This window comes from Nocardioides sp. R-C-SC26 (assembly GCF_021246465.1).
Taxonomy (GTDB): Bacteria; Actinomycetota; Actinomycetes; order Propionibacteriales; family Nocardioidaceae; genus Nocardioides.
The window spans coordinates 1-18,784 of sequence record NZ_JAHRHK010000028.1; the positions used below are offsets into that span (position 1 = coordinate 1).

Sequence of the window (18,784 nt, forward strand, 5' to 3'; positions counted from 1 at the left end):
CCCCCCCGCCTCCCTGGTCGCCTACCTCGGCGTCCACGACGTCGTCGTCGGACTCGCCCGTCGCCCCGGTGTTGCCGCCGGCGGCGGCCTGCTCGGCCTCGGCGGCGGCGTACATCGCAGCGCCCATCTTCTGGCTGGACTCCCCGAGCTTGGCGACGGCCGCACCGATGGTCTCGGCGTCGGCGTCCTCGTTCTCGAGGACCGCCTTGAGCTCGTCGAGGTCGCCGCGCACCTCGGTCGCGACCTCGGCGGGGATCTTGTCCTCGTTGTCGGTCAGGAACTTCTCGGTGCTGTAGACGAGGCTGTCGGCCTGGTTGCGGGCCTCGACCGACTCGCGGCGCTTGGCGTCCTCCTCGGCATACTGCTCGGCCTCGCGGACCATCCGGTCGATGTCGTCCTTGCTCAGCGCCGAGCCGCCGGAGATCGTCATGGACTGCTCCTTGCCGGAGGCCTGGTCCTTGGCGGTCACGTGGACGATGCCGTTCGCGTCGATGTCGAAGGTGACCTCGATCTTCGGAACGCCGCGCGGCGCGGGGGGAAGGCCGGTGAGCTCGAAGTTGCCGAGCGGCTGGTTCTGCGACCACATCTGGCGCTCGCCCTGGGCGACCTTGATCTCCACCGAGGGCTGGTTGTCGTCGGCGGTGGTGAAGATCTCCGAGCGCTTGGTCGGGATCGTGGTGTTGCGCTCGATCAGGTTGGTCATCACACCGCCCTTGGTCTCGATGCCGAGCGAGAGCGGGGTGACGTCGAGCAGCAGCACGTCCTTGACCTCGCCCGCGAGCACGCCGGCCTGCAGGGCGGCGCCGATCGCGACGACCTCGTCGGGGTTGACGCCCTTGTTGGGCTCCTTGCCGCCGAGCAGCTCCTTGACGACCTCGGCCACCGCGGGCATGCGGGTCGAGCCGCCCACGAGGACGACGTGGTCGATCGCGGAGACCGCGACGCCGCCGTCCTTGAGCACCTGCTGGAACGGCACCTTGGTGCGGTCGAGCAGGTCGGAGGTCAGCTTCTGGAACTCCGCACGCGTGAGCTTCTCCTCGAAGTGCAGCGGGCCGGACTCGCCGTGGGTGATGTAGGGCAGGTGCACGGTGGTCTCGCTCGAGCTCGAGAGCTCGATCTTGGCCTTCTCCGCCGCCTCCTGGAGGCGCTGCTTGGCGATCTTGTCGGCGCCGAGGTCGACGCCGTTGTTGTCCTTGAACTTCTTGATCATCCAGTCGACGATCCGGTTGTCCCAGTCGTCGCCACCGAGGTGGTTGTCGCCGCTGGTGGCCTTGACCTCCACGACGCCCTCGCCGATCTCCAGCAGCGAGACGTCGAACGTGCCGCCGCCGAGGTCGAAGACCAGGATGGTCTGGTCCTCGCCCTTGTCCAGGCCGTAGGCCAGGGCGGCCGCGGTGGGCTCGTTGACGATGCGCTGGACCTTGAGGCCGGCGATCTCACCGGCCTCCTTGGTCGCCTGGCGCTGTGAGTCGGAGAAGTAGGCCGGCACCGTGATGACGGCGTCGGTGACGGTCTCGCCCAGGTAGGCCTCGGCGTCGCGCTTGAGCTTCTGCAGCACGAACGCGCTGATCTGCTGCGGCGTGAACGGCTTGTCGTCGATCTCCTGCTTCCAGTCCGTGCCCATGTGGCGCTTGACCGAGCGGATGGTGCGGTCGACGTTGGTGACGGCCTGGCGCTTGGCGACCTCGCCGACCAAGACCTCACCGGACTTGGCGAACGCGACGACCGACGGCGTCGTACGCGCGCCCTCGGCGTTCGCGATGACGGTGGGCTCGCCACCTTCGAGGACGGCGACGACGCTGTTCGTCGTGCCGAGGTCGATACCGACTGCACGTGCCATGGAAGTTCCTCCGCGTTGGGTGTGGGTGGCTGGACCCGCCGCGGCGGACCCGATGCCTGAGATTCTGACAGATAAGTTGAGTCGGTCCAACTCAACTTCTCGATGTCCGACTCAACCCACGATGCGCCCCGCCTATTCCGGCTCCGCGAGGCGCTCTTCGCACCCCTCGTCGGCGGTGGCGCGGAGGGTCAGGGCGCGCCGTCCGCGGCGCTCGCCTGCCGATGGAGACGCTCCATCAACGCCGCGGACGCCGGCACGGCCTCGGCTCCGGGACGGTGGATCACACCGACCCGACGGCGGCCGAACACGCCGAGGGGCACGGCGTCCACCTCGGGGTGCCGGTAGGCGGCCAACGCCGATGCCGGCAGCGCCGTCACCCCGAGCCCGCGAGCGACGAGGTTCTGCACCACGACGTAGTCGTCGGTGGTGTAGCGGATCCGGGGAGCGAAGCCGGCCCGGTCGCACACCTCGATGAGATGGGTGCGGCTCCGTGCGCAGCCGCCGACCCAGTCGGCGTCCGCCCAGGCGGCCAGCCCCTCGCCTGCCGCGCGGTCGGCTGCCCGAGCCGACCGCGGAGCGACCAGGTACATCGACTCCTCGAAGAGCGCGCGCCACACCAGCGCGCCGAGCCCCTCGGGCGCAGCGTCGTAACCGAACACGAGGGCGAGGTCGGCGTCGCCGGCCTGCACCGCGGCGATCGCCTCGGGCGGCTCCTGCTCGTCGAACCTCACCTCGACCCCGGGGTGATCGGCCGCCAGCGCCGCGACGGCGTCCGGCACCAGCGTCGCCGCAGCTGAGGGGAAGGCGAGCAGGCTCACGCGCCCCGCACTCAACTGCGCGAGTTGACCGATCTCCTCCTCGGCCGCGCGGAGTTCCGCCGCGATCGCGTCGGCGCGGCGGATCAGCACCGCCCCCGCCTCGGTCGGCACGACACCACCGGGGCCGCGCACCAGCAGCGGCATGCCCGCATCGCGCTCGAGGCGCGCGACGTGCTGACTCACGGCCGGCTGCGTCCACCCCAGCTCCCGGGCCGCCGCGCTGAGCGACCCGGCGCGCACGACGTCGCGCAGGATGAGAAGGCGTCGCGAGTCCATAACCCAAGCATGACTTATGCGACGACCAATCAGAACAGGTATTCCTTGGATCATCCCAGCCCGCCACGCTGGACCCATGCTCACGATCGGACTCATCGGCGGCATGTCGTGGCACTCCACGATGACCTACTACCAGCGCCTCAACGAGCGCGTCGCCGCCACACGCGGCGGTCATGCTTCCGCCCAGGTCGCGCTGCAGTCACTGGACTTCGACCAGATCCGCTCCTGCCAGCTCGACGGCGACTGGACGGCGTCCGGCGCGTTGCTGGCTCAGGCCGGACGACGCTGCGTGGCCGGCGGCGCCGACCTCGTCGCGATCTGCACCAACCTGATGCACAAGAACTTCCCCGACGTCGAGCGCGCGGTCGAGGTGCCCGTCGTCCACATCGCCGACGCCGTCGCGGCGGTCGCCGCCCGGGAGGGCTGGCGCACGCTCGGCCTGATGGGGGCGCGCTGGGTGATGGAGGAGACCTTCTATGCCGAGCGCCTCGCGCGGCACGGCATCGACGTCGTGGTGCCCGACGCCGACGAGCGGGTCGAGGTCGACCGCGTGATCTTCGACGAGCTCACCCGCGGCCGACTGGTCGACAGCTCACGGGCGAACTACGTGCGCATCATGCGACGGCTCGGCGACGCCGGCGCCGACGCGGTCGTGCTGGCCTGCACCGAGATCGGACTCCTGGTCTCGACCGACCAGGCTCCGTTGCCGACGATCGACTCGGCGTCCGCGCACGCCGACCACCTCGCCGACCTCGCGCTGGGGTTGACTCCCCTGCCGCGTCTGACCGCCGCCTGACATCTCACGCGGTCTCCCGACGCTCGCAGAGCGACCTTCCCGACCGGCGGATCCCGGTCGTCGGTGCTCGTCGAGACCCCCGGAGCCGGTGGTCGAGGCCCCGAGGAACGAGGGGCGTCACGAGACCACTCCGTCAGCCGCGGTCGCCCGCCCGCCAGAACCGCAGCGCCGCGTCGACCGTGGAGACCCGCGGCAGCTGCGCGACGTCTGCCAGCGGCCACCAGCGGCACTCGTCGGTCGTCCCGCCCACCTCCGGTCGCAGCTCGCCGCCGACGATCGTGGCCGCATAGATCACCATGACCGCTCGCAGGGGCCGCGGGCTGCCCGAGAGCCGGTCCCGGGGCGGGATCACCCGGGTGTGAACCCCCAGTAGACCGTCGAGGACGACGTCGTACCCGGCCTCCTCCTGCACCTCCCGCACCGCGCCCTGCTCCGGCGTCTCGTCGAGCTCGACCCCGCCGCCCGGCAGCGACCATCGCGGTTCCGCCGTCTCGTTCCACAGCGCCAGCAGCACGTGCGGTGCGCCGTCGCGCTCCTGCACGCAGACGGCGTACGCGGCGAGGCGGGTGTCGTACTCGGTGTAGTCCAGCGGCACTGCGCCATCGTGCCTCAACCGGCGGCGGTGGCCGAGGTGCGCGAGCCGCACGTCAGTCACCGTCGAGCTGGCGCCCCCAGCGCTCGAGGAGTTCGGCCAGTCGCGCACGGTCGAGCGCGGAGAGGCCGGCGACGAGGCGGTGCTCGTTGGCCACGTGCCGCTCGACGACGTCGTCGACGAGCGCGAGGCCGGCGGCGGTCAGCCGGATCCGCCGGGAGCGAGCGTCGTCCGCGCAGACCCTGCGCTCGACGAGGCCCTGGTCGATGAGGCGGTCGACCCGCTTGGTGACCGCGCCGGAGGTGACCATCGTGGTGGCGGCGAGCTCGCCGGGCGTCAGCTCGTACGGGTCTCCGGCACGACGCAGGGTGGCGAGCACGTCGAAGTCGCCGTCGCGCAGTCCCGCGTCGGCGAAGACGGGGCGCAGTTCCGCCTCGAGCACGGCTGCGAGGCGGTGGAGACGCCCGATGACGCCCATCGGCGAGACGTCGAGGTCGGGCCGCTCCACAGCCCATTGGGCCAGGATCCTGCCGACGTGGTCACGCGTGTCGGACCGACCTCGCTCGTCCATGGCTCGACTTTATCTGACAAGGAAGATAAAGTCTCTTCCGTGGAAACTTCTACGACACGTACGGCGCTGATCGCCAGCGTCGCGCCGTTGGCGTGGGGCACGACCTACTACGTGACCGAGGAGTTCCTGCCGCCCGACCGGCCCCTGTTCGCGGCCCTCGTCCGGGCCCTGCCCGCGGGCCTGCTCCTTCTCGCCGTCCAACGCACACTGCCGCGCGGCGACTGGTGGTGGCGCGCGGCCGTGCTCGGCATCTGCAACATCGGCGCGTTCTTCCCGCTGATCTTCCTCTCCGCCTACCACCTGCCCGGCGGCCTCGCCGCGACCGTGCAGGCGACGTCGCCGCTGGCCGTGATGGCGCTGGCGTTCCTGCTCATCGGCGAGCGTGCGACGACGGCGCGACTGGCCGGCGCGCTGACCGGTCTCACCGGCGTCATGCTGCTGGTGTTGCAATCACCCGACGGCGTGACCGCGCTCGGCCTGATCGGCGCGTTCGGCTCGGTGGCCGTCTCCGGCCTCGGCTTCGTCCTGGTCAAGCGATGGCCCGTCGAGGTGCCGATGCTGACGCTGGTCTCGTGGCAGTTGGTCGTCGGCGGCCTGGTGTTGCTGCCGGTGGCGCTGATCGTCGAGGGCGCGCCACCGAAGATCGACGCTGCCGCGCTCGGCGGCTACATCTGGATCGGCGTGATGGGCACGATCCTGGCCTACACGTGCTGGTTCTACGGCCTGCGCAATCTGCCCGCGGGCGCGGTGTCGTTGCTGGGCCTGCTCAACCCGGTGATGGGCACCGTGCTCGGCGTCGCCCTGGTCGGCGAGACCTTCGGGTGGTGGCAGGCGCTCGGCATGGGCCTGGTGCTCAGCGGCGTCCTGCTCGGGCAGCGTCAGACCCGACGCCGCCGCGCCGAGGCTGCTCCCCCGCCACCCGTGGTCCGCTGACCCGAAGCGTGCGGGGCCGTCAGCCGATCCGCACCTCGACCTCGTTGGAGGCCAGCTCCTTCTCGGTGTCGTAGACGCGGAACCTGTTCAGGCCGATCGCGCCGGCCTGGATGTAGGTTCCGAACGACCCGCCCGAGACCGATGCCGTCACGGGGAAGTCGGTCCACTCGCCGCCGCTGAACTGCTGGACCTGCAGCACCGCACCCTCGCCGTCGGCGTAGACGCCGCTCAGGTCGATGCGCTCCATCGGGCCGACCGCGCTCTGGCCCGCCTGGAGCGTGATCGTGGGCTCGGCGTCCTCAGTCGTCTCCTCGGTGGGCTCGGGCTGCTCGGGGATCACCGGCGTGGGCGTGCCCGAGAGCGTGATGTAGGGGTCGGTGCCCGCGAACGTGTCCGTGGGTGCCGGCACGAACAGCGTCGCCTGCGCGGTGGCACCGCCGTCGGACTCGGCGTCACCGATCCCCAGTGCCCGGGTGCCGATGAGCGCTGCAACCCCGACGATCGCGCCCACGACGACGGCGACCCCCACCAGCGCCACCAAGCCGGCGATGACCGGGCGGCCGGGCGGCATCGACTGGGGGGTGTCCTCGCTCACGGGTGCATTCTCACGCCTCGCCGCGTCGCGACCAAGCCCGTCTTGCGTTGACCCGTCTCTACTTCAAGACGGGTCGACCTCGAGCCGGCCGTTGACCCGTCTCCACTTCAAGACGGGTCAACGAGGATCGAGGATCACGACGGGGATCACGCGGTCCGTCGTGGCCTGATAGGTGTCGAAGTCGGCGTAGAGCTCGACCAGCCGCGGCCACAGCTCGGCGCGCTCGACGGCGTCCGCCACGCGAGCCCGCACCTGACGTCGTCCGCCGCGGAGGTGGACGGTGGTGTCGGGGGTGGCCCGCAGGTTCGCGACCCACTGCGGATCCTTCGGCAGACCGCCTTGGGACCCGACGATGACGAGGCGATCCTCGTCGACGAGGTAGAGCAACGGCGTGGTGAAGGTGGTGCCCGACTTGCGTCCGACGTGGTCGAGCAACAGCGTCGGCACCGGCTTCTTGAAGCCCGCACCGATGCGCCACTTCGAACCGATCCGCCCGTTGGTCAGTCGGAAGACCTTGACCTGCGCCTTCGCCCCGAACTTGATGATCTTCGCGGTGGCCGGCGACGCGAGCGCCTTCTTGCGCTTCTCCAGCTCCTCCGCGCTCATCTCCTTCGCCACGACTTACAGGCCCCTCTTCCAGACGACCTGCTCGTGGAGCTGCCGGCTGCGCCAGCCATCGTCGGTGCGCACCATCTGGTGGTGGTAGAGCCCGCCGATCTCGACGATCTTGGTGCCGCCGGCGCCGTCGTCCATGGGCATCGGGTTGTCGAAGTAGGCCGTGACGGCGGCCCGGCCCGGCGTGCCGTCACCGGCGAGAGAGTCGGCGTCGAAGACGATCTCGACCTGGCCGATCGTGTGCATCCGGTGCGGGAAGAACGCCGGGAGCATCTCGGCGAGCCAGGGCTTCACCTGGTCGAAGCCGGCACTGATGCCGCCGGACTCGGTGTAGTCGATCTGGGCGTCGGGGGTGAACACCGTGTCGAGGCGATCCCACTCCCCGGTGTCGATCGCGCGCGTGTAGCGCGTGATGACGTCGGCGATCTCGAGACGGTCACTGATCTCCTGGAGGTCCACGCCGATACCCTGGCAGAAATCTAGAACACGTTCTAGTGTTCGGGCCGTGAGGTTTTCCTACGCCGAGGCGATGACGCGCGCCGAGTACTACGCCCCGCTCGCCCAGGCTGCCGAGGCAGCCGGTTACACGTCGATGACGGTCGCGGACTCGCTGATCTATCCCGAGATCTCCGACTCCAAGTACCCCTACACCGACACCGGAGACCGTGAGTTCCTCGACGGCAAGGAGTTCATCGAGACGATGGTGCTGTGCGCGCACCTGTTCGCACACACCACCACACTGCGCCTGACGCCGTTCGTGCTGAAGCTGCCGGTGCGCCCACCGGTGCTCGTGGCCAAGCAGGCCTCGTCGCTGGCGTTCCTGTCCGGCAACCGGCTTGGTCTCGGCGTCGGCATCTCGCCGTGGCCGGAGGACTTCGCGAATCTGGGCGTGCCGTGGGAGCGCCGAGGCAAGCGGATGGACGAGTGCATGGAGATCCTGCGTGGACTGACCTCGGGGGAGTTCTTCTCCTACGACGGTGAGTTCTACGAGGTCGACTCGCTCAAGCAGTGCCCGGCGCCGACGGAGCGGATCCCGCTGCTGGTCGGCGGTCACGTGGACGCCGCGCTGCGCCGCGCCGTCCGGCTGGGCGACGGCTGGATGCACGCGGGCGGCGACGGCGAGGAGCTGGACCGCCTGCTGACCCGGCTCGCGGAGATCCGCGCCGAAGAAGGCGACACCCGCGGCCCCGACGAGTTCGAGGTGCACGTCATCTCCTACGACGCCTACACCGTCGACGGCATCAAGCGCTTGGAGGACAAGGGCGTCACCGACTGCATCGTCGGCTTCCGGGTGCCCTACATCAAGGGTCCCGACACCGAGCCGCTCGACGCCAAGATCAAGAACCTCGAGGCCTACGCGGAGAACATCATCGAGAAGGTGAACCGATGAGCTCCCCGGATCTGGTGAACGGCATCGAAGGCACCGACGGCTCCTGGGATCTCACCGCGTCGCTGCGCGAGGCGATCGCCGAGGGCGAGCGGCTGATCGCGGCCGCGCCGTTCATCCGCACCGACCAGGATCTCCTCGAGGGCTACGACTACCTCGCCGGCCGGATCCGGATGGCGATGCAGACGGCGTTCGACTACGACCTCGACCGCCCGCTGTTCGTGAACCCGACCCACCAGTTCTCCCGCCAGGGCCTGGACAACCCCGACGCGATCTACTTCAACGCCTACCTGCGCGAGGGCGTGGAGTACGTGATCCGCGGACGGCGCGGCACCAGCGCCGACCTGTCGTTCCAGGTGATGGGCGGCGCCTACACCGCGACGTCGGCCGCGACGTCGATGATGGCCTTCGACGATCGCGAGCTCGACCTCGACGAGGACGGGAACTTCGAGTTCACCTACGTCGCCGAGGCGGGTGCGAAGACCATGATCGTGCGCGAGGTGTTCTGCGACTGGGACACCGAGGAGCGCGGGACGATCTGGATCGAGCGCACCGACACCGCCGGCCAGCCGGCCAGGCCGCTGAGCCGCGAGCTGCTCACCAAGAAGTACGACGTGGCGGCACGCAGCATCACCGCGAGCATCCAGACCTGGTTCGCCTTCCCCCAGTTCTTCCAGTACAAGGAGCCGGTCAACACCCTGACGCCGCCGCAGTCGACGCCGGGCGGGCTCTCCTCGCAGCGCTCGGCGATCGGCCACTACGAGCTGGACGACGACCAGGCGATGATCGTCTCGGTGCCGCGGTGCGACGACTGCACCTACCAGGGGATCCAGATCGGTTCGGACTGGTACGTCTCGACCGACTACGAGACGCACCAGACCTCCCTCACCAAGTCTCAGGCCGTCACCGACCCTGACGGCGTGATGCGTTTCGTCATCTCCGAGCGTCCGCCCAGCGGGAGCCCGATCGCGAACTGGCTCGAGACGACCGGCCACCGCACCGGATCGATGATGCTGCGCTGGCAGCAGCTCACCCGCGACCTCACCCAGGAGGACGACGGCCCGACGATCCAGATCGTGCCCGTCGACGAGGTCGACCAGCACCTCCCGCACTTCACCCCACTCACCGCCGAGGAGTACGCAGCGCGCATCGCCGCTCGCGAGCGCTCCGTTTCCCGAAGGATGATCAGTTGAGCACCGAGCTTGGTTACGCCGCCGCCCACGACACCTCGATCGAGGAGCGCTACACCCCCGCACCGGTGCTGGCCGGCAAGGTGCTGGTCATCTCGGGCATCGGCCCGGGCCTCGGGCGGTCGCTCGCCATCGAGGCCGCCCGGATGGGGGCCGACCTGGTGCTGGCCAGCCGCACCGAGGCCCGCCTCGTCGAGCTGCAGGCCGAGGTCGAGGCACTCGGCGTCCGCGCCGTCAGCGTCGTCACCGACGTCACCGACGAGGACTCCCGCGCGAACCTGCGCGACAAGACCCTCGAGGCGTTCGGCCGCGTCGACTGCGTGATCAACAACGCCTTCGCGATCCCGCCGATGGACCCCATCACCCAGATCGACCCGAAGAAGCTCGCGAAGGTCAACGAGACCAACGTGTTCGCGCCACTGCGCCTCTCGGCTCTGTTCGCCGACGCGCTCGCGGAGTCCCACGGCTCGATCATCATGCTCAACTCCTGCGTCTCCTTCTCCAGCCAGCCCGAGTACGCCGGCTACAAGTTGAGCAAGGGCGCGCTGGAGCACCTTGCCTCCTCGCTCGCGACCGAGCTCGGCCCGCGCGGCATCCGGGTGAACAGCGTCGCGCCGTCCTACATCTACGAGGACGTCAACCGTGGCTACTTCGACTTCCTCGCCGCGGTGGAGAGCAAGACCCACGAGGAGGTCTACGCCGACAAGGCCGCCCCGACCGACCTGCAGCGCCTCGCCTCCTCCGAGGAGGTCGCCCGCGCGACGCTCTTCCTCGCCTCCGACCTCGCGTCGGCGGTCACCGGCCAGATGCTCACCGTCGACTGCGGCGAGTTCCACGACTGAGCAGGAGAGCGACCGAGGAACGAGGTCGCCTCCGGCTCAGTCGTACCGGAACGAAGGTTGAGCAAGGCCCACGACCGAGGAACGAGGTCGTGAGGGCCGCGTCGAAACCCAGCGAGTCGAAAGGAAACCCTCCATGACCGACAACATCATGATGCGCGAGCGCCCCGACGTCGGGTCCTATGAGGACATCGTCGTCGCCGCGCAACGCACCACCGGGATGTCCGACTTCGGGCCGGGCGGTCACGAGGAGGGCCTGCGAGTCCTCGCGGAGGACCTCGCATCACCCGAGGCCGGCCTGACGCCGCGTGGCAACTACTTCCAGCGCTCGGAGGTCAAGAGCGCGCTCGTCGGCGTCCTGCTCACCCAGGCGCAGTTCAACGCGCGCCCCGAGCACGCCGACGTCCCGATCGAGCGGCCGATCTTCGTGATGGGTCTGCCGCGCACCGGCACCACCGCCCTGCATCGGTTGCTGCACGCCGACCCGGCAGCACAGGGCCTGGAGATGTGGCTGACGCAGTACCCGCAGCCACGTCCGCCGCGCGAGACATGGGACGACGACCCCATCTTCTCCGCCATGCAGCAGGCGTTCTCGGCCCACCACGTCGAGAGCCCCGAGTTCATGGGGATCCACTACATGGACGCCACGACGGTGGAGGAGTGCTGGCGCCTGCTGCGGCAGACCGGCAAGTCGAACTCGTATGAGTCGTTGGCCAACATCCCGCGCTACACCGAGTGGTTGAAGTCCCAGGACTGGACCGATGCCTACGCCCGCCACAAGCAGAACCTGCAGCTCGTCGGGCTCAACGACCCGGAGAAGCGCTGGGTGCTGAAGAACCCCTCGCACATGACGGCACTCGACGCGCTGATGAGCGTCTATCCCGACGCGCTGATCGTCTACACCCACCGCGATCCGGTGGTGTGCATCGCCTCGTCCTGCTCGCTCTCGGCCGAGACCACCGACGGGCACTCCACCACCTACGTGGGGCGCACGATCGGCGAGACCCAGCTCGACCTCTGGTCACGGGCCTACCACTCCTTCCACGACGCCCGGCCGCGCTATGACCAGGCGCAGTTCGCCGACGTCGCGTTCCGCGATCTGCTGGCCGACCCGCTCGGCACCGTGCGCGGGCTCTACGACCAGTTCGGCCTGGACTTCACCGCCGACGCCGAGGCGGCGGTCACCGAGATCGACCGTGAGTCCAAGGAGGGCGCCGCGAAGCCCTCGCACCGCTACGACCTAGCCGACTACGGCCTCACCGAGGACGAGGTCCGGTCGGCGTTCGACCGCTGACCGCTCATCGAGCACCACCCGGTCATCGAGCTCGTCGAGATGGCGGTCTCGACACGCTCGACCACCGGAACCGAGCCCGACCACCGAGCCGCCGCTGCAACCGTGAACCAGGAGAGAACCATGAGTGAGAAGAAGCGCATCGTCGTCTGGGGCACCGGTGTCGTCGGCAGCATGGTGATCGCCGAGATCGCCCCGGCGGCCGGGCACCCGGCCTTCGAGCTGGTCGGCGTCGGGGTGAGCAATCCTGCGAAGGTCGGTAAGGACGTCGCCGAGGTGTGCGGCCTGCCCGGCGGGCCGACGGGGGTGATCTGCACCGACGACGTCGACGCGCTCGTCGCGCTGCGCCCGGACGCCCTGGTGCACTACGGGCCGACCGCTCAGTACGCCGACGACAACATCCGCGTGATCACGGCGTTCCTGCGCGCCGGGATCGACGTCTGCTCCACCGCGATGACACCGTGGGTGTGGCCGCAGATGACCCAGATCCCTCCGCCGTGGCGTACGCCGATCGAGGAGGCGTGCGCCGAGGGCGGCGCCTCGTGCTTCACCACCGGTATCGACCCCGGGTTCGCCAACGACCTGTTCCCCCTGACCCTGATGGGGTTGTGCGGCCGCGTCGACTCGGTGCGGGCCAGCGAGCTGCTCGACTACACCGACTACGAGGGTGACTACGAGGACGAGATGGGCATCGGTCGCCCGCCGGAGTTCACCCCGCTGCTGGAGATCCCCGACCTGCTGATCATGGCGTGGGGGGCGACCGTGCCGATGATGGCGAGCGCCGCCGGCATCGAGCTCGACGACATCACCACCACGTGGGAGAAGTGGGTGACCCCCACCGACCGCCCGACGGCGAAGGGCGTCGTCGAGGCCGGCAACGTCGCGGCGATCCGCTTCACCATCAACGGCGTCTACCAGGGTCGCGAGGTGATCACCCTCGAGCACGTCAACCGGATCGGCCTGGACGCCGCGCCGGAGTGGCCCGCCGGTTCGGGCGACGACGTGTACCGCGTCGACATCGAGGGCTCCCCCTCGATCAGCCAGGAGACCGCCTTCCGGTTCACCGACGGCTCGGGCCGCGCGCCCGCCGTCGCCGGGTGCCTGGCCACCGGACTGCGCGCGCTCAACGCCGTGCCGTACGTCAACGACCTGGCACCGGGCTGGGTGACCGCCCTCGACCTGCCCTTGATCCCCGGGGTCGGCACGATCCGCTGAACCCGGCTGCCGCTGAGCCTGGGTCCGAGCTCAGCGGCGGCGCACCCGGATGGTCGCGCCGTCGCGCGGCACCGAGGTGATGTTGCGGACCTTCGGAACGTCGCGACCCACCGCCTCGACGTCGAGGTGGCGGAACACCTCGCGCAGTACTGCGACGCCCTCCATCACCGAGAACCCGGCACCGATGCAGCGACGGACGCCGCCGCCGAACGGGATCCAGCTGTTCGGGGCGGGGTTCTGACCCAGGAACCGCTCGGGCCGGAAGACCTCCGGATCGGGGTGGAGGTCGTCGCGCTGGTGGGTGACGACGATCGATGGGCCGACCGTCGTGCCCGCGGGGAGGTGATGACCCGCGATGGTGGCCGGCTTCATCAGCGTGCGCACGACCATCGGGATCACCGGGTGGAGCCGCATCGACTCCTTGAGCACCGCCTCCAACCACGCGTCGTCACCCTCGACGACGGCGCGCACGGTGCGGGCGTGGAGGTCGGGGTGACGGCCGAGCTCGTAGAGCGCCCACGCCAGCGCGGTCGCGGTCGTCTCGTGGCCGGCGAGCAGCAGCGTCACGAGCTGGTCGCGCAGCTCGACGTCGGAGAGCGGGTCGCCCTGCTCCTCCCCGATGCAGATCAGTCGCGAAAGGACGTCGGTGCGCTCGGCGACGTCGGGCGCGGCGCGACGGTCGCGGATCTCGGCGTACATCAGCCGGTCGAGCTCGTACTGGTTCTCCACCGCCCGCTTCCACATGCCGAAGCGGTTCAACCGCGGGTAGCTCCACCCGAGCAGCACCGCAGGGCTGACGTCGACCGTGGCGTTGACCCGCGGCCGCAGCGCACGCAGCCGCCTCTCATCGGTCACGCCGAAGACGACGCGCAGGATCACCTCGAGCGTCAGGGCGTTCATCCGATCCAGCGATCGGAACCGGACGCCGTCGGGCCAGTGCGCCACCTCGTCGCGGGCCAGGTCCTCCACCAGGGTCTGGTAGCCCTTGAGTGCCTGACCGCTGAAGGCCGGCATCAGCAGGGTGCGGGCGCGCTTGTGCTCCACCGAGTCCTGCAGCAGCAGCGAGTGGCGGCCCATGATCGGGCCGAGGACGGCGTTGCCCTTGCCGGCGTGGAAGACCTCGGGGTCGCCGGCGAAGATCTCCTTGGTGTGCTCGGGCCGCGTCACGAGCACGAGCGGCCGTCCACCCGGGATGAGCCGGAGAGTGAAGGTGTCGCCGTAGGTGCGCTGGGCCCACGGGTGCAGCCAGTGCCGGAAGCGCATCAGCGCCACGGTCTGCGCGATCGCGGGCCAGCCCGGGCCTGGCGGCAGCGCGGCGTCCGGCGGTGGCGGCGGCGTGCCTCCGCCGACCGCGTTCGTGTCGCGGAACCGCGACGCCGTCAGCTCGGCCACGTCGGTGTCCGGGAGGTCGCCAAGCCGCGACTGCTGGGTGCTCATCCGGTGAGGCTAGATGAGGGTCCGGACCAGCGGCATCCGCCCACGGTAGGAGTCGGCCGAGCGTCACGACGTCCGGCGACGTCGTGCGACGCACGTGCGTACGATCGCCGGCCATGGAGTTCCAGGACGTCGTCCGCCGGCGCCGGATGGTGCGCGCCTACACCGACGAGCCGGGCGACGTCGCGATCCTCGACCGCGCCCTCGACAACGCGACCCGGGCTCCGAACGCCGGATTCAGCCAGGGCTGGGCCTTCCTCGTCCTGGACACCCCCGCCGACGTCGAGCGGTTCTGGCGCGCCAGCAGCGACGACGTCGACACACCCGACCGGTGGCTCGCGGGGATGATGCGCGCGCCCGTCGTCGTGCTGCCGTGCAGCAGCAAGCAGGCCTATCTCGACCGGTACGCCGAGCCGGACAAAGGGTGGACCGAGCGCGACGAGTCGCGGTGGGCGATGCCGTACTGGCACCTCGACGCCGCGATGGCGAGCCTGCTGATCCTGCAGACGGTGACCGACGCCGGCCTCGGCGCGTGCTTCTTCGGCACCGCGCCCGGCCGTCTGCCGCGCTTGCGGGAGGAGTTCGCCATACCCCACTCCCACGACCCGATCGGCGTCATCACCATCGGCCATCCGGCGCCACGCCCGCATACCACCGGCGCCCAGGGCTCCCCCACTCGCCGCGCCCGCACGCCCTGGCGCGACGTCGTCCACCGCGGCGGCTGGTAGCCGAGGCTCCGTCACCCGTGACCCGCCACGGCGAGTCGTCGTTGGGACGCCGTGAGCTCACCCCGCCTCCGTCTCGTCGCTGCCGGTCTCGCCGCGTCCCTCTCCGCCTCACTGATCAGCGGCTCCGCGCTCGACAGCGCCGATGCCCTGGGGGCGTCCGACGGCACGACGCACCCCAGCGCCGAGACCCCCGCATCGGCGGCCCGCCCGGTCGGCCCGGTCGGCCCGGTCGGCCCGGTCGGCTCCGTGCTCGATGTCGGGCCACTCAAGCGATCGCTGTGGATCCCAGGCACCAAGCGCGCCCTGAGGCTCACCTACGTCACGACCGACCCGTTCGGTGCCAAGGCCACCAGCACGGGCACCGTCTTCCTGCCTCGCGGCACCGCTCCCGACGGGGGATGGCCGGTCGTCGCCTGGGCCCACGGCACCTCGGGCCTCGCCGACAAGTGCGCCCCGTCGCGAATCGGCCCCGCCCTGCCCGCGCGCGACTTCGCCTACCTCAAGACCTGGATGAGCCAGGGCTATGCGGTCGTGGCGAGCGACTACGTCGGCCTCGGCACGCCTGGCAAGCACCCCTATCTCGATGCGACCACCACCGCGCACAGCGTCGTGGACATGGTGAAGGCGGCGCGTCGGCTGAACCCGGACCTGGCGACCGCGGAGCGGCTGAGCAACGCGTGGGTGGTGATCGGCCAGTCGCAGGGTGGCGGCGCCGCCATCGCGACGGCGTCGTACGCCACCGAGTTCGGCGGACGGTCGCTGGACTTCCGCGGCGGAGTCGGTACGGGCACCCCGGCCTACATCGAGCTCCTCATCTCCGCCCTCGGCCCCGGCGTCGCGCCGGTCGACGTCAGCTCGCACCTGACGTCCTACGTCGGCTACATCCTCGCCGGCATGCACTACGTGCATCCGGAGCTGAACATCCCCAGCGCTCTGTCGGCCACCGGCAAGCGTTTCCTCAGGCTCGCGCTCGAGCAGTGCGGTGACGAGTACGCGAAGTCCGTGTCGGGTACGGCGATCGGTCAGATGTTCTCCCGTCCGCTCGCGACACTTCCCGGCTTCGTCCAGGCAGCGCGCTCCTACATGGGCATGCCCGAGACGAGCTTCGAGAAGCCGATCTTCATGGCCAACGGCATCACCGACCTCGACGTGCCGATGGAGACCACCGCGCTCTACGCGGCTCGCCTGACCGCCGGCGGCGCCGACGTCACGTTCCGTGTCTACCCGGGCAACCACAACTCGACGATGAAGCAGTCCCTGCCCGACTCCGTGCCCTTCGTGAAGCGTCTCTTCCGAGGCTGACGTCACGCGGCGCCGCAGGGGCGGTCGCGCCCGGGCGGGCGGTGACCTTGTGAGGGTTGCGACGAGTGGGCGGTGACCTACTCAGGATTCGCCGCGTTCGAACCGTGAGTAGCTCACCGCCCACCCGCACCTCCCGGTCCGAAAGTGGGACCACGTCACCGCCCCGCGCTGAGCGCCAGCGGCCTAAGGTGGACGCGAGGTGAGTGCCGATGACCGAGCCGGAGGAACAGCAGGTCGACGACGTCGAGCCGAGCGCAGACGGCGACGCGCACGGAGCCGACGATGCGGCCAGCGAGAAGCAGACCGGTGCCGGGGAGTCCCGAGCCGCCGGTAGGGCCGCGGCCGCTGCTCGGGCCCAGATGCAGGCTTCCTGGGTCGATCAGCAGATCAGGGTCGCGATGGCTCGGGGCGAGTTCGACGACCTCCCGGGCGCCGGCAGGCCGATCGAGGGTCTGGGCGGCGACCACGATCCCGACTGGTGGCTGAAGAAGCTGATCGAACGCGAGCGGGTCGCGGTCCTTCCCGCCAGCCTGCAACTGCGCAAGGACGACGCCGAGCTCGACGCCCGTCTCGACACGCTCGGCTCGCCCGCCGAGGCGCGTGCGGCGATCGAGGACTTCAACGAGCGCGTCATCCGCGCCCGGTACGGCGTGCCCGAGGGCCCGCCCCTCATCACCATGCCGCGCGATGTCGAGAGCACCCTGGCCGGCTGGTACGAGCGCCGCGCCGCTCGGGTGGCGGCCCGCGCCGTGGCCGGCGAGGTGGCGACGACACGGTCGAGACGGCGTCGCTGGTGGCGACGCCGTCGATCCGACTGACCAGCGCCGGCCTCGGCCGCCCAGACCGCGAGAGTCAGATCACCTCGGGGTGCAGGTTCCCTCGGTAGCCGAGCACGTCGGTACGGCCTTGGTAGACGGCGAGCTTGCCGGTGCGCTCGAGCACCCGCCCGCCCTGTGCGATGAGCTGGCCCATCAGCACAGGCGCGCCGTACTCGATCTCGGTGCGCTGGCGCTTGGCGGCGTCGCACGACCAGAGCCCGCGCTCCAGGCTCGCGCGTTCGACCGTCATCTCGTAGTAGTCCAGCCGGGTGACGCCCCCCGCGTAGACGCGCCCGACGAGGAAGTTGAAGGCGTAGCGGAAGATCGACCCGTGGCTGACCTGCACCGGGGCCACGGGGCCGCGCTGCTGCACGGTGGTGTCGTGCACCTCTCCGCAGAAGTAGAAGTCGGCGCGTTCCTCGGCGAGGACCCGGTAGAGCCCGGAGTCGCGCGCCTGCGGCACGCGGAGCTGACCCGAGGCTAGCCAGCGGTACGGAGCGGTGATGGGGATATGGCCCTGCACGACGACGACGCGCCCCGCGCGCTTGGCCGTGCGGATCATGCGTCGCAGCCAGGTGAGCTGCCCGCCGAACACACCGAGGCGCACGCCGGCCGGCGTGTGGTCGAAGACGTCGACGGTGATGACGCGTAGCGCCCGACCGAAGTCGACGGCGTAGGCGGTCGACTCCTGCGGTGTCCCGACGGGCCGGTTGCGATAGAGGTGGGCGCCACCGGGCCGGGTGAAGTGGTCGGCCCACACCTGCTTGCAGTGCGGCACGAGGTGGTAGCGGTTGTCGGGCTCCCCGTCGCGCACCCCACCTGAGACGACGCCGCGCGGCGACCACCGGTCATCGAGCGCGCCGCGTCCGTCGTCGAGCAGCTCGTGGTCGCCGACGGCCGGGAGCAACCACAGGCCACGCTCGACGAACCGGTCGACGTACTGCCCGTAGTAGACGCCGCCCGCGGTCGTGATCGCCTGGCGCGTGCGATCCAGGCTGAGCGGGTCGCTGAGCTGGCTGACCTCGCCGAAGACGCGGCGATCGTCGCTGTCGATGTTCCAGTGCCCCTCGACCAGGTCACCAGCCACCAGGACGGCGGCCGGCCGGTGCGCCGCGACGGCGCCGAGCGCGTCGTCGATGGCGCGCCGCCAGGAGTCGTTGATGGAGTTGGGCCCGCCGTCCCAGGTCGGCAGCACGGAGAGGTCGCCGACGTCGCCGTTGAACAGGTCGGCGGTCGAGACGAACGTGACGAGGGCGGCGTCGTCGGAGTCGACGCGCGGTTTCGGCGCCCGGTCGGCCGCGAACGTGGTGCCCTCGCGCTGGCTCGCCAGCGCCGCGACGGCCCCCGCGGAGACGGCGCCCGTCGCGGCGGGCGACGTCGCGACCACGTGGCGGCGGCTCAGAGGCATGTACGGCCTCCCCACTCCCGAGATATCGGCCCCCGCCGGGAGCCGCTGACCTCACGAGGTTACTGCGGTCCCAGGACGTTGCGGCCTCGCACGTGCCGTCCCGCGAGCCGACGACGTCGGGGAACGCGAGGTTTCT

General features: G+C 70.4%; 19 protein-coding genes. 10 read left to right on the top strand and 9 right to left on the bottom strand.

The window, feature by feature from the left end; all coding sequences use genetic code 11:
* A partial coding sequence (dnaK, locus tag KSO97_RS16770; protein ID WP_232680999.1) for a molecular chaperone DnaK occupies positions 1–1,840 on the bottom strand: 1,840 nt, incomplete at its 3' end.
* 188 nt (positions 1,841–2,028) lie between these two features.
* Complete coding sequence (locus KSO97_RS16775; RefSeq protein WP_232681001.1) at positions 2,029–2,934, bottom strand: LysR family transcriptional regulator; 906 nt, start codon at positions 2,932–2,934, stop codon at positions 2,029–2,031.
* 76 nt (positions 2,935–3,010) lie between these two features.
* Here KSO97_RS16775 and KSO97_RS16780 point away from each other — a divergent pair, with 76 nt between their 5' ends.
* A complete protein-coding gene (locus tag KSO97_RS16780; RefSeq protein WP_232681004.1) occupies positions 3,011–3,730 on the top strand; it encodes an aspartate/glutamate racemase family protein in 720 nt (239 codons plus the stop codon).
* Positions 3,731–3,863: 133 nt separating this feature from the next.
* Here the strand turns inward: KSO97_RS16780 and KSO97_RS16785 are convergent, their stop codons facing one another.
* Together KSO97_RS16785 and KSO97_RS16790 are read right to left on the bottom strand one after the other, a co-directional pair.
* Positions 3,864–4,325: an NUDIX hydrolase gene (locus KSO97_RS16785; RefSeq protein WP_232681005.1), complete on the bottom strand. Its 462-nt coding sequence runs from the start codon at positions 4,323–4,325 to the stop codon at positions 3,864–3,866.
* Positions 4,326–4,377: 52 nt separating this feature from the next.
* On the bottom strand, positions 4,378–4,893 hold the full coding sequence (locus tag KSO97_RS16790; RefSeq protein ID WP_232681007.1) for a MarR family winged helix-turn-helix transcriptional regulator: 516 nt from the start codon (positions 4,891–4,893) through the stop codon (positions 4,378–4,380).
* A 39-nt stretch (positions 4,894–4,932) separates the two neighbouring features.
* Here KSO97_RS16790 and KSO97_RS16795 point away from each other — a divergent pair, with 39 nt between their 5' ends.
* A complete protein-coding gene (locus KSO97_RS16795; RefSeq protein ID WP_232681009.1) occupies positions 4,933–5,826 on the top strand; it encodes a DMT family transporter in 894 nt (297 codons plus the stop codon).
* A gap of 19 nt (positions 5,827–5,845) precedes the next feature.
* Here KSO97_RS16795 and KSO97_RS16800 read toward each other — a convergent pair whose 3' ends face one another.
* The 3 genes from KSO97_RS16800 to KSO97_RS16810 all read right to left on the bottom strand — a co-directional run bounded on the left by KSO97_RS16800 (position 5,846) and on the right by KSO97_RS16810 (position 7,495).
* Positions 5,846–6,421, bottom strand: a complete 576-nt coding sequence (locus KSO97_RS16800) for a hypothetical protein (protein WP_232681011.1) — start codon at positions 6,419–6,421, stop codon at positions 5,846–5,848.
* A gap of 117 nt (positions 6,422–6,538) precedes the next feature.
* Entirely contained in the window at positions 6,539–7,039 is a 501-nt protein-coding gene (locus KSO97_RS16805; RefSeq protein ID WP_232681012.1) for a nitroreductase family deazaflavin-dependent oxidoreductase, read from the bottom strand.
* Between the two features lie 3 nt (positions 7,040–7,042).
* Positions 7,043–7,495 carry a nuclear transport factor 2 family protein gene (locus KSO97_RS16810; RefSeq protein WP_232681014.1) on the bottom strand — a complete coding sequence of 151 codons (453 nt, stop codon included), beginning with the start codon at positions 7,493–7,495 and terminating at the stop codon, positions 7,043–7,045.
* A gap of 46 nt (positions 7,496–7,541) precedes the next feature.
* Here KSO97_RS16810 and KSO97_RS16815 point away from each other — a divergent pair, with 46 nt between their 5' ends.
* From KSO97_RS16815 to KSO97_RS16835, 5 genes are all read left to right on the top strand, one after another.
* A complete protein-coding gene (locus tag KSO97_RS16815; RefSeq protein ID WP_232681017.1) occupies positions 7,542–8,426 on the top strand; it encodes a TIGR03619 family F420-dependent LLM class oxidoreductase in 885 nt (294 codons plus the stop codon).
* The gene (locus KSO97_RS16820; RefSeq protein WP_232681019.1) at positions 8,423–9,616 is read left to right on the top strand and encodes a hypothetical protein; all 1,194 of its coding nucleotides are present in this window, start codon (positions 8,423–8,425) and stop codon (positions 9,614–9,616) included. Before KSO97_RS16815 ends, KSO97_RS16820 begins: the two co-directional genes overlap by 4 nt.
* Positions 9,613–10,455 carry an SDR family oxidoreductase gene (locus KSO97_RS16825; RefSeq protein WP_232681020.1) on the top strand — a complete coding sequence of 281 codons (843 nt, stop codon included), beginning with the start codon at positions 9,613–9,615 and terminating at the stop codon, positions 10,453–10,455. Before KSO97_RS16820 ends, KSO97_RS16825 begins: the two co-directional genes overlap by 4 nt.
* A 133-nt stretch (positions 10,456–10,588) precedes the next feature.
* Entirely contained in the window at positions 10,589–11,746 is a 1,158-nt protein-coding gene (locus KSO97_RS16830; protein ID WP_232681023.1) for a sulfotransferase, read from the top strand.
* Positions 11,747–11,866: 120 nt separating this feature from the next.
* Positions 11,867–12,958, top strand: a complete 1,092-nt coding sequence (locus KSO97_RS16835; RefSeq protein ID WP_232681024.1) for a diacylglycerol kinase — start codon at positions 11,867–11,869, stop codon at positions 12,956–12,958.
* Positions 12,959–12,988: 30 nt separating this feature from the next.
* On the opposite strand, the gene KSO97_RS16840 is transcribed toward KSO97_RS16835, so the two are convergent.
* Entirely contained in the window at positions 12,989–14,395 is a 1,407-nt protein-coding gene (locus tag KSO97_RS16840) for a cytochrome P450 (RefSeq protein WP_232681028.1), read from the bottom strand.
* 113 nt (positions 14,396–14,508) lie between these two features.
* On the opposite strand from KSO97_RS16840, the gene KSO97_RS16845 reads away from it, so the two are divergent.
* The 3 genes from KSO97_RS16845 (at position 14,509) to KSO97_RS16855 (ending at position 17,240) form a co-directional block, all read left to right on the top strand.
* Positions 14,509–15,120 (top strand): nitroreductase family protein, encoded by a 612-nt coding sequence (locus tag KSO97_RS16845; RefSeq protein WP_232681030.1) that lies wholly within the window; start codon positions 14,509–14,511, stop codon positions 15,118–15,120.
* Between the two features lie 51 nt (positions 15,121–15,171).
* Positions 15,172–16,422, top strand: a complete 1,251-nt coding sequence (locus KSO97_RS16850) for a lipase family protein (RefSeq protein WP_232681031.1) — start codon at positions 15,172–15,174, stop codon at positions 16,420–16,422.
* Positions 16,423–16,631: 209 nt separating this feature from the next.
* Positions 16,632–17,240 (top strand): DUF1992 domain-containing protein, encoded by a 609-nt coding sequence (locus KSO97_RS16855; protein ID WP_232681034.1) that lies wholly within the window; start codon positions 16,632–16,634, stop codon positions 17,238–17,240.
* A gap of 34 nt (positions 17,241–17,274) precedes the next feature.
* On the opposite strand, the gene KSO97_RS16860 is transcribed toward KSO97_RS16855, so the two are convergent.
* Complete coding sequence (locus KSO97_RS16860) at positions 17,275–18,648, bottom strand: metallophosphoesterase (RefSeq protein ID WP_232681036.1); 1,374 nt, start codon at positions 18,646–18,648, stop codon at positions 17,275–17,277.
* Between the last annotated feature and the right edge of the window lie 136 nt (positions 18,649–18,784).